The organism is Nitrosomonas sp. (assembly GCF_020852615.1).
Lineage (GTDB): Bacteria > Pseudomonadota > Gammaproteobacteria > Burkholderiales > Nitrosomonadaceae > Nitrosomonas.
Window position 1 is genome coordinate 1 of record NZ_JADZAJ010000016.1, and the last position, 11,270, is coordinate 11,270.

Consider the following 11,270-nt stretch of genomic DNA (forward strand, 5'->3'; position numbering starts at 1 on the left):
CCACCAGCTTCACCGCCTCCGCCCGAAATTCCAGCGTGTAAATCCCTTTCGGTATCCGTTCCATTTCCGTCCTCCATTTCTGATATTTTATAAAACGTTGGACTCCTCTTTTTTCAACCTACCTCAGTTTTTATCCATGTTTCCAAGGAGTATGACCCTACAGATGAGGCTGAGCTTGGGGTTTACATTCATCTGGGAGGCGCGATTGAAAGTGCCTTCTACTTGGCTGGCCGTAATAGTGCACCAGAGAAAATAGTTTACGGAGCTCCAATGGCCACGCCACCCGGACCTGTACCGAAAAATCCGTTTGTATCTACTAGCGAAAGGCGTGCAAATCGCTACTTTGGAAGCAGACCATTGAGGGTTTCTTATCACCAGCGGATCACCAACGATCCGGACGATCTCCCATCGACGGCATCATCGGACATCCTGAACTCGAAGCGAAACTACCTTCTCCTGCCGTGCAACAACGACCTCAGAGAGTTGCGAGCATCTGCGGTCGCAACAACGGGGGCCGAGCGCCCCGCCGACGTCCAGGCGGCCATCGAACGCGGCCTCCGCGAGATCGGCTCGCTGATGAAGCCGGTGTTCTATCAGGACAATCTACATACCTTGTTCGTCGAACCTACTGTGACGGAGTCGACTGTCGAACAGTGGAAGGAGTGGGTATCGGCCCCTGCCAGACCGGAGCCTGGCTTTAAGCTGCCGGATCTGCGGGAGCGTCCCCCCATTGTGGTAGTTCCATTCGAAAAGCCACGCCCAGGCTGGCAGCTGCCAGACATTCATCCCAACGCCATTATCCTGGAAAAACCCGCACGGGATCTGCTGACCAACCCGGGCACGGCACTGCTGTTCGATGGCGCACTCGTGGGACCGACAGGCCGCGCACTGGTGGAGGTTCGGTCAAATGTTGGCAGCATGAATGTGCTCACAGGAGCGGAAACGCGGATCGACATCAGCCCCGGCAGCAGCTTCTCAAGTAACTCCATTGCGGTGGGCGGTGCGGGTGCTCTCGTGCAAGCGGGTTTGAAAGTGGGCGCCAATGGCTTGAACATCATCGGTGCGGCTGGTTTGAACTCGGTGTTAATGCAAAATATAGCTCAGCCTGACGGGCTGAAGGTAAACAAGAATCAACTGGGAGGATTGTCATGAAATCCATTTTTGCAGCAAACAACCTCGTGAAGTTTCATGGTTTGTTCGATGTACCCCAATGGCAGGTACCTGTCGCGCGACCTGCGCTGAAATACGTCATCGAGCAGACGCGCGATCTCAGCTATCGCTTTTATCTACACCAGCACCCCTACATCAAGCCTCTGATGCAACGGTTGATCCGAAAGGGGACACCCGGGCTGCAGGCAGCCGATACCGAGTACGCGCCGGGCGAAATCTCGCTGCCATACGGCGTAGACGTGCAGCTGGATGCGAGTATTGATTCGACGGTCATCAAGACAGGATCAAAAATCATGCTGATCGCCGACATGACCGTACCACACTCAGACGGCGGCACGGTGAATGTGAATAAGAAAGACGAGTTCGAGCTGAGCGCAGACACCGCGATCAAGGTGTTCGCCGGCACCCGCGCTACGCTATTGGATGCGCTGCACTCAACGCCCTATCCCGGTGCAAGGATGAATCTCGCCACCAGCCGTAGCGCCAGCATTTCCTCCGATTCGCTGATCGAGCTTAGGACGGGCGCGACCTTGAAATGGTCTAAGGATGCGACGATTTCCATTCCGGCGGGAACGAAGGTTGCGTTGATTGCCAAGACAGTGTTCGACATCCCGAGCGGCACCGAGATGGCCTTGCTGCGCCGACGGATGCGACCAGTGAGTGATTTGTATGCGGATTTCTTCAAGTCTGCCTACAACCCGACAAACCTCGTGCAGCACCCCTATCCCGTGAAGGATCTCGACTTCACATCGAGTGGCGCGTATTCGATCTACAACTGGGAGTTGTTCTATCACGTCCCGTTCACTGTCGCCGTGCACTTGAGCAAAAACCAGCGTTTTGCCGAGGCGCAACGGTGGTTTCACTTCATCTTCGATCCCACCGACGACAGCGAAGGCCCTACGCCGCAGCGCTTCTGGAAGGTGCATCCGTTCCAATACACCGATGTGCAGAAGATCGAGGAAATTCTGGTCAACCTAGCTACCAACGCTGACCCAGACCTGCGCAGCGACACCGTCAACAGCATGGAGGCGTGGAAAGATGCACCGTTCCGGCCCCATGTGATTGCCCGGTATCGCCAGCAGTCCTACATGGTCAAGACGGTCATGGCCTATCTGGACAACCTGATTGCCTGGGGTGATTCGCTGTTCCGGCAGGACACCGGCGAGGCGATCGACGAGGCGATGCAGTTGTACGTGATGGCCGCCAACATCCTGGGGCCGCGTCCATTGCCCGTACCGAAGAAGGGCACGATTCGCCCGCAGAACTACGCCAATCTGCGCCAGGATCTAAAGCAGTTTGGTACCGTTTTGCGCGAGATGGAACCGGAGATCGGTTTCGACTTGCTGCCGCTGCCCGCCGCGGACAGCGGCGACAACGACCACTTGGCTTCCGTGCGCAACCTGGGCAAGGCGCTTTACTTTTGTGTGCCGCGCAACGACAAGCTGCTGGGCTACTGGGATACCGTCGCTGACCGACTCTTCAAAATCCGCAACAGCTTGAACTTCCAGGGCGTGTTTCGGCAGTTGGCGTTGTTCGAGCCGCCTATCGACCCCGCCATGTTGGCAAGGGCGGCGGCTGCAGGCCTGGACGTCGGTGCGATTGTCAACGGCGTCAACCAGCCGCTACCGCTGGTTCGCTTCGCATTCCTGGTGCAGAAGGCCGCCGAGATCGCACAGGAAGTGAAATCGCTGGGCAACAGCCTGCTATCGGCGATGGAGAAGGAAGATGGCGAGGCCATGGCCTTGCTGCGTGCCAAACATGAGCGCGTGGTGATGGGGATGGTCGAGCACGTGAAGTACGGCCAGCTGCAGGAAGCGATCAAATCGAAGGAAGGCTTGCTGCAAAGTCTGGCGCTGGCAGTACAGCGCTATACCTATTATGAACGGCAACTCGGCAAGAAGCCCGACGAGATCGAGAAGGCGATTCCATCGCTGGACGAACTGGACAAGGACAGTCTCGACAAGATGAAGTTCGTGATGCAGGAGCCCGCGTTGGGTCTGCGAGAGGTGGAGGTGGACATTGCTCAGAACCTCGGAGCGTCCGGCGGGAAAATCATGGGCAGTCACGAAGCGAAAGAACTGGAGGCTTCGCATTCGGCACGGGATTGGCAAGTACGAGCGAGTACTACTTCTACAATTGCTAGCCTTTCACACTATGTTCCCAAATTCGGCGTCGATGCCAAACCGTTCGGCGTGGGAACGCACATTGAGTTTGGCGGGGACCATGTTGGGCCAGCTTTCACTGCAATTGCAGAATACCAACGAAACCTGTCAGCTCAGGATACCTATGATGCGACGCACGCAGGAAAACTGGCCGGATTTCAACGTCGAGAACAGGACTGGGCATTCCAAAGCAACCTCGCCGCTGGCGAGATCACCCAAATCTTCAAGCAAGTGCGCGCCGCCCAGATCCGCGAGGCCATTGCCGAGCAAGAACTGAGGAGTCACCGCCAGCAGATGAAGCACGCCGAGGAGATCGAGCGCTTCCTCAACGAGGAGGGCACCGAGAAAACCGGCAAGAAGACCAACAAGGCGCTCTACGCCTGGATGAAGCGCGAGGTAAAGGGTTTGTATGCGCAATGCTTTCAGTTTGCCTTCGACATCGCAAAAAAGGCCGAACGCGCGCTGCAGCACGAGTTGGGCAAGCCGGATCTCAGCTATCTACAGTTCGGCTATCTGGCGGGCAAGGAAGGGCTGCTGGCCGGCGAAAAGCTCTATCTCGACATCAAGCGTATGGAGATGGCCTACCATGACCAGAACCAGCGCGAGTACGAGCTGACCAAGCATGTCAGCGTGCTGCAAGTGGATCCGCTGGCACTGGTCGAACTGCGCACGAGCGGCCGCTGTACCGTCCGATTGCCGGAGTCATTGTTCGACATGGACGGCCCCGGCCATTACTTCCGGCGCATCAAGACCGTGGCGGTGAGCATTCCGTGCGTGACCGGGCCGTATGCCGGCGTCAACTGCACGCTGACCTTGCTCAAGAGCCGCATCCGCAAGTCGTCGGCCATCGGCGACCAGTACGCTCGTATCGATGCCGAGGACGATCGGTTCAGCGACAACTTCAGCAGCCTGCAATCCATCGTCACCAGTTCTGCCCAGAACGACAGCGGCCTGTTCGAAACCAATCTGCGCGACGAACGCTACCTGCCGTTCGAGAACTCCGGCGTCATCAGCGAATGGCAACTGCAGTTGCCCGCCAATCCGGGCAAGGGTGATCCCGTGCAGTTTGACTACGGCACGATCAGCGACGTGATTCTGCACATTCGCTACACAGCCCGTGAAGGCGGCGCTTTACTGCGTAATAGCGCGCTCACATACATCAATGAGCTGATAAGTGAAGCGCAGGCCCCGGGAACTCTTCGTCTGTTCTCGGCTCGACAGGAATTCCCCGCAGAATGGGCCAGATTTCAGAGCCAGAATGATCAACCCTTTAAGCTCTTGATAAATTTGCATGAAGAGCATTATCCATTCTGGAGCAAGGGCAGGTTAAATGGTGTGGCGCGCATGGATATTCTGGTTCGCAGTACTGCAAATCCTTCACCAGGCTCAATTGAAATAACAGTTCAATCTGACCGCAATTCGGATGCAAAGAAGATTACTTTGGCTAAGGATCTTTCCTTGGGGAATTTGCTTGTTGGGAAATTACCGGATGATGTTCTACCATCTTTACCCACAGGAAAGCTTGAGTTCGCCTGTAATAAGAAAATTATTGACGATCTATGGTTTGGCATAACCTGGAAAGGGTAAAGGTATTATGCAGTCAAACTGCTGTCTTCATTGATGATCATTCCCGGCCTTGGCCAGTATTTTGTCCAGTACGGAAACCGGGAGGATGCGTTTGAGAAAGCTGAACAGGTGTGTCGGGAAAGTGACGTAGTAACGTGCTTTGGGAATGTCAGCTTCCAGTGCATGGGTTACTTTCTTCAGTACAGCTTCCGGGGGTAAGGTGAACGGGACGGCGGGCCCTTCCTTATTAAGCCGATTCTGGACAGCGAGATACTTCTGGCGGTGAATGCTGTGTTCAATATCAATATAACGCTCAAGTGCCTTCATTGCATTGGCACGGAACCGGGTGGCTATCGGGCCCGGTTCGATCAGGCTGACAAAAATACCGCTGCCTCTTAATTCCAGCCGTAACGTGTCGCTCCAGCCTTCAACCGCGTATTTGGAAGTATTGTATGCACCGCGGAATGGCATGGCGGCAAATCCCAATACCGAGCTGTTCTGGATAATCCGGCCGTATCCCTGTTTACGCATGACGGGCAGAATCAGGTTGGTCAGTTCCATCCAGCCGAACAGATTGGTTTCAAACTGTGCCCGCAAGGCTGCCCGGCTGAGATCTTCCACCGCGCCGGGCAGGCCGTAAGCGCCATTGTTGAACAAGGCATATAACTCACCATTGCTGCGTTTAAGGGTTTCTTCAACCGCGCGCTGAATCGAATCCGAATCATCCAGATCGAGCTGGAAACTCTCCAGCCCTTCTGCCAGCAGCGTTTCCACGCTTTCCTGCCGGCGGACGGTGGCAAAGACACGATAACCGCGCTTTTGCAGGCCGTGGGCAGTGCAATGGCCGATACCGCTGGAACAGCCGGTGATCAATATCGTTTTCTTCATTTTTCTGCTCTGTGTAATGGATCAGGGTTTTATTTTACCCGCGCCGTCAACTCTGCCCGGCAGTCTCAGACCTCGTGCGCCAGCCTGTTTGCCAGCGGCCGGAATTGCAGGTGGTAGAACATATTGAGATAACGGTCCATTTCTTCCCGCTCAAGCCCGCTGACAAATTTCCAGAAGCCGTAAATGCGCGATAGCGTCATCATGCGTTCCGCATACAGTTTCCAGGTGTAGCGGCTGGCGACACGGTCGAGTGCCCCTTGTGAAATACGTTCCCATTCCTGCGGATTTTCCCGGTTTTTTTCCAGAAAATCGGCGATCAGATCAGCTGTGGCAGCGCCCTGGTTGGGATCGATATGAAAGCCGGAACGGTTGTGCTGAATGATTTCCAGCGGGCCGCCATAGCGGGTGGCGAAAGTGGGCAGACCGGATGCCATGGCTTCGATGATAGTCAGGCCAAATGCTTCGAACAGGGCTGGTTGTACGAATACACCGCGTTTATCGGCAATGTGGCGGTAGAGTTCTCCTGCCAGATTTTTATCGAGACGCATACCCAGCCAGCGTACCTGCTGATCGAGTTTGTATTCATCCATCAGCTGATGCATCCGGTGGATCTGTTCCTGTTCTTCATGGTCGGTGGAATGCTGTGGATCGGTTTTGCCGCCGACGATGATCAGATTGGCAAGTGAACGCAAACGTGGTGAAGCGGCATACAGTTCCACCAGGCCGGTAATATTTTTGATCCGGTCCAGACGTGCCATGGTAAAAATCAGCGGTTTGTCCGGATCCTGCAGATGTCCGCGGGCCGGGAGATCGGTGGCATCCCCGAAGATCAGGGATTCGATTTCCGGTATCAGGCTGTGCAGGCGCCTGTTCGGGTCGGAGTAGGGGAAATAGACATCTGCATCTGCTCCCGGAGAAACGATATTGAATTTTGGATCGAACAGATCGATACCATGGATCACCCGGTAGAGGCCGGGCATGGAAAACGCCTGATAGCTCTCATACTGGCCTTCCGCTTCCCGCGTTCCGGCAATTTCCTGATAGGTGCTGGTGACGATGAAATCGGCGGAATTCATTGCCAGCAGATCTGCCGTGTACTGGCAGGAAAAATGGTACTTATCCTCGTTTTCCTGCCAGTAAATATCCGAATGCAGGTATTTGGTTTTTTCCAGGGCATGGGCAATGTTGCATTGGGTGACGCCCAGTTTTCTGCTGAGCAGGGTCGCCACCAGATTGCCATCCGAGTAGTTGCCGATGATCAGATCAGGTTGTCCGCCCAGCTCTGACAGTGCTTCCCGTTCAACATCACCGGCAAAGGTTTCGAGATGCGGCCATATCCCGAAACGTGAAATCCAGTGAGGAATGATTTCGCCATTATGTTTGCGGAACGGAACACGCAGGATCCAGGTGTTGATGCAGCCGCTGACTTTTTCCAGCCGCTGGTTACAGGTGGTATCACCTGCATCGGGTATCAGGCGGGTGACGATCAGTATTTTCGGTTCGACCTGCACCCCCTGTAATTGCAGCCGGTCGTGCATTTCCTTTTCCAGTGCACGTACCTGATCGAGGATGTAGACAACCTGACCGCCGGTATCGGGTAATCCAAGTACGTTATCCTGGCCGAAATAGCCGTGAGGGGAAAGAATCAGCAGGCGGGAGATCATGGGGATGCGTGCCAGAAATGCTTCCAGTGCGGATGGGGAGGGTGCTTCGAGAATATCCATCAGCATGTTCATGGTTTCGGCCACCCGGGCGGCGTTATGTCCCCAGCCGGGCGCAAAACCGAGCTGATTCATTTTCGGGGCCAGCTCAATCCAGGGTGTCGTCCCGTCCAGTGTTTCCAGCAGTTCCAGTGCCTGTCGCAACTGGGTGCGCACGGCATGAATATCGTGAGAGTTGCTGCTGAACATCAGTTGCTGCCCCTCGATGGCGTGTACCCCCAGAAAATGCAGCAAGCCGGTATGGCCTGCCTCGATACGGGAGAACATTTCACTGGACAGCTTGCGATTGAGGAAGATGACGCCCTGACCGATTGAACGGGATTCCTTCAGCCTGGGAAATCCCCGGTTGAATGGTCCGAAATCGACTTCGAGCATCGATTCGGTTGCTTCGCCCTTGATCACGGTTTCCTTGAATTTCAGAAACTCACTGATGGTTACTTTTTCCGGAATGAGGTGCTCCTGATGGATGCGCATGAATTCCCATTTGGCAATTTCGGGCCGCAATGCCAGATAGGCCCAGGGAGAGCTGAAGATGCCTTCCTGCAGCCGGAATACGAATGTGCGGAGCATGTCGAAGTGGCCGCAATCCTGTTCTGTCTGCAGCAATCCGTCCCGCAGATCGGATTGCAGGAGCAGGGTGCGATTTGCCGCGAAATAACGCCGTAACAGGGTGTAGACGGCATCCCTGTTCTGCCGGGTACAGGTGGAAAATGTGTCAGTCATGGACATGTCAGATACCTCCGTATAACAGTTGCGGTGCTGCTTCACAGGGTTGTGATCATTGGTCAAAGTGGTAGTGCTTCATGCCTTCAAGTATGCCCAGTGCATAGGCGTTCCTTGCGAAATAAATCTGTTCCCGGCCACGCAGTGATTCCAGCTCGGGGCTGTGATTTTCCACCACCACCCCCAGCGTATCGCCTACCAGCATTTCTTCATCATTACCCGAATCCCCGGCAATCAGAAAACTTTGCAGCGGCAGCCCCCATTTATAGGCGAGATAACGTACTGCCAGCCCTTTGGAAGCGCGCACCGGCAGCACATCCAGAAATGCTTCATGCGAGTAGATCAGTTTTGCATGCAGATTCTGTTTGTGCAGATGCTGATAAAGCTGTTTGAGCGGGGGCATTCGTTCAGGTGTGACCAGATAACTCAGCTTGAATTCACGCTGATTTTCCGGGGCCTGGAGTGTCAGACCGGGTATTGCTTTCAGTGCTTCGGCCAGTGCTTCCCGTCGCCACCGGTGGCGGATGTGATTACTCCAGCCTTTATCCGGTCGCAGTGATGGCCAGTAATTGATTTCGCTGCCGACCGAGGTGATCAGGATATCGGGCATCGGTACGCGCCATTTTTTAAGGATTTTGACTGCACTTTCGACGGTTCTGCCGGTGGCAACACCGAATGAGATATTTCCGGCATGCATTCGCAACCATTGCAGAAATTCAGCCAATCCCTGTTCATCTCCAAGCAGGGTATTGTCGATGTCGCTGATGATCACCTTGCGTGCCAGCGGCATGGGTGATCGGCCTGCATGCAGGGTGGCTGCAAGCTGGCGGCGCAGACGTTTGCGTTCCCGGTAAAGCAGCCTGTCGGCTTCTCTGAGGTATTTGCTGACGTGAGCATCCCAGGTGTAATGACGCCTGACGTTGGCAATTCCGTTTCTGGACCAGTTGCGCCAGCGTTTTCTGTCGGACAGTGCATCCTTCAGAGTGCTGGCGATGTCGGAGGGGTTCAGCGTATTAACGAGCAATCCATTGCGGCAATTGGTGATGATATCGCGCGGGCCGCCATCTTCCGGTGCAATGATCGGCAAGCCACTGGCAGCAGCCTCGATCAGGGTGAGTCCGAAAGGCTCGGTCAGGGCCGAGTTGACGAATATGCCGCGCCTGCGTACCGCCAGGCGATACACTTCCGGTATGTCTTCCACCATGAAATGTTTGGGGATCGCTATTTTTCCCCACAGATCATAGCGGTCGATATCGAGCAGGACATCGTTCATGACCTTGCGCTGCGATTCTTCCATCGCACGGATATCTTCGCGTGAGCCGGCGATGATCACCAGGTTGGCCATGTCCTGCAGCGATGGATCTGATCCATAAGCCTGAATCAGTCCATGAAGATTTTTGCGCGTATCAGGCCGGCAGATGGCGAGAATCACCGGTTTATCCGGCATGTTCAGGAACCGGTCGATACCGGCCTGTATTACCGGATCGGGAAGTTTACGTCCGGGAGGTGAAAAACGTGAGGTATCGGTTCCTGGCGGGATGACCCGGCAGCGGCGCGGATCGGTATTTTTATACATACCGTACTGATCTTCGATTTCCTGCGAGGTACTGGTGATGATCAGTGAGGCATGTACCAGTATTTCTTCTTCTGCAGCGATTCGCCGGGAGAGGTTGAACTGCCGTTCGATGGCCTGCTCTTTGCGGCCGGAGGCGAGCAGACGTGCCCGTTTGGGGCGGCCGAGCGAGTGGCCGGTATGGATCTGCGGGATACCCAGCAGATTGGACAGATGCTGGCCGACGTAACCGGCATCGGCATAGTGGGTATGAATCAGATCGGGCAAGCGTCCGTGCTGGCGCAGGTAATGCAGACAACGATCTACCATGTGATCCAGATGCGGCCACAACAGCTCTTTGCGCAGATATTTGCGAGGGCCGCAGGGTAACCGGACGATACGGGCATTCAGCCCGAGTTCTTCGATTTCGGCTGCATAATCGGGTGAGATGCCGGGATCTTCGATCTGGCGGGTCAGCAGATCGATCCGGGCGATACGATCATTGCGGCCCAGCGCACGCGCCAGTTCAACGACATAAGTGATCTGTCCGCCGGTATCTGCATCCCGTCCCAGTTCCATGTCATGTCCGCGAATCAGGCCGTGTACGCTCACCATCAGGATATAAAGCTTCTGGTCTGTCATAAATTAACGATCCCCCAGTCTTTGAGAAAAGGGAAATAAAATTCCGGGGATTCAGGAATAGCACCACGAATACCACACAGCGCTGCAGCAAACCGGTTGGCACGCTCCAGAATCAATATTTTTGGCCAGTCCAGCAGCATGCCGAGAATAAATATGGCAGAAAACCCGTCTCCGGCGCCGACAGTATCGATTACGGCAATATCAGGAATGCCGGGTGTTTCGGCTTCATTGCCGGACTGGTCGAGCAGCCATGCACCCTCAGCGCCACAGGTCACCAGCAGGGTGTGCAGTTGAAATTCTTTTATCAGGTGTAATGCAGTACCTCTGGGGTCCCGTGCGGGTAAATCCAGTAAACCGGGTAACTCGATCAATTCATCCTCATTGACTTTTACGTGATCTGCCTGCGTGAGTGAATAACGTACAACGTCCCGTGTGTACCAGGGTTTTCTCAGATTGATATCCAGCAGGTGCGGTACCTGTGGTGTGTGCCGGAATATCGTTTCCAGGGCGCTGCCGGACAAACGGCTGCGTTGTGCCAGTGTTCCGAAATACACCAGGCCGGGTTCCACGGATGAAATGGCAGCAGCGGCTGCAGCCGGGTCGATGAAATCGTAGGCCTGGTTCGCAAGAATTTCAAACTGGTGTCCGTACCCGTTTTCACCGGGTCTGATCAATACCTGGCCGGTTGGATAGTGTGGATCGCTTTGAATACCGGCGACAGTCATACCGGCATTACGCATCAGTCTGATCAGTTTCCGGTGGAGCTCATCGGTACCGGTACGTGTAATCAGCATGGGGTGCAGACCGAATGCCTGAAGATGGCAGCTTACATTCAGGGGAGCGCCC

Annotated in this window: 6 protein-coding genes; 2 read left to right on the forward strand and 4 right to left on the reverse strand. The window is 55.0% G+C overall.

The features are described 5' to 3' along the window. Window positions 1-270: 270 nt before the first annotated feature. On the forward strand, window positions 271-1,152 hold the full coding sequence (locus IT527_RS03140; protein WP_292966477.1) for a hypothetical protein: 882 nt from the start codon (window positions 271-273) through the stop codon (window positions 1,150-1,152). Further along, a complete protein-coding gene (locus IT527_RS03145; protein ID WP_292966479.1) occupies window positions 1,149-4,919 on the forward strand; it encodes a hypothetical protein in 3,771 nt (1,256 codons plus the stop codon). Before IT527_RS03140 ends, IT527_RS03145 begins: the two co-directional genes overlap by 4 nt. Before the next feature lie 27 nt (window positions 4,920-4,946). On the opposite strand, the gene IT527_RS03150 is transcribed toward IT527_RS03145, so the two are convergent. The 4 genes from IT527_RS03150 to IT527_RS03165 all read right to left on the reverse strand — a co-directional run. After that, window positions 4,947-5,786 carry an SDR family oxidoreductase gene (locus tag IT527_RS03150; protein ID WP_292966481.1) on the reverse strand — a complete coding sequence of 280 codons (840 nt, stop codon included), beginning with the start codon at window positions 5,784-5,786 and terminating at the stop codon, window positions 4,947-4,949. A 65-nt stretch (window positions 5,787-5,851) separates the two neighbouring features. Further along, complete coding sequence (locus IT527_RS03155) at window positions 5,852-8,236, reverse strand: sucrose synthase (protein ID WP_292966484.1); 2,385 nt, start codon at window positions 8,234-8,236, stop codon at window positions 5,852-5,854. A gap of 49 nt (window positions 8,237-8,285) precedes the next feature. Next, window positions 8,286-10,424 carry an HAD-IIB family hydrolase gene (locus IT527_RS03160; protein WP_292966486.1) on the reverse strand — a complete coding sequence of 713 codons (2,139 nt, stop codon included), beginning with the start codon at window positions 10,422-10,424 and terminating at the stop codon, window positions 8,286-8,288. Continuing rightward, window positions 10,421-11,270: carbohydrate kinase (locus IT527_RS03165; RefSeq protein WP_292966487.1), on the reverse strand; the 850-nt coding region annotated here is incomplete at its 5' end. The genes IT527_RS03160 and IT527_RS03165, both read right to left, overlap by 4 nt.

Coding starts and splice junctions, on each gene's coding strand:
- IT527_RS03140 (WP_292966477.1), top strand. CDS start 271: ATGGCCACGCCACCCGGACCTGTACCGAAAAATCCGTTTGTATCTACT.
- IT527_RS03155 (WP_292966484.1), bottom strand. CDS start 8,236: ATGTCCATGACTGACACATTTTCCACCTGTACCCGGCAGAACAGGGAT.
- IT527_RS03145 (WP_292966479.1), top strand. CDS start 1,149: ATGAAATCCATTTTTGCAGCAAACAACCTCGTGAAGTTTCATGGTTTG.
- IT527_RS03150 (WP_292966481.1), bottom strand. CDS start 5,786: ATGAAGAAAACGATATTGATCACCGGCTGTTCCAGCGGTATCGGCCAT.
- IT527_RS03160 (WP_292966486.1), bottom strand. CDS start 10,424: ATGACAGACCAGAAGCTTTATATCCTGATGGTGAGCGTACACGGCCTG.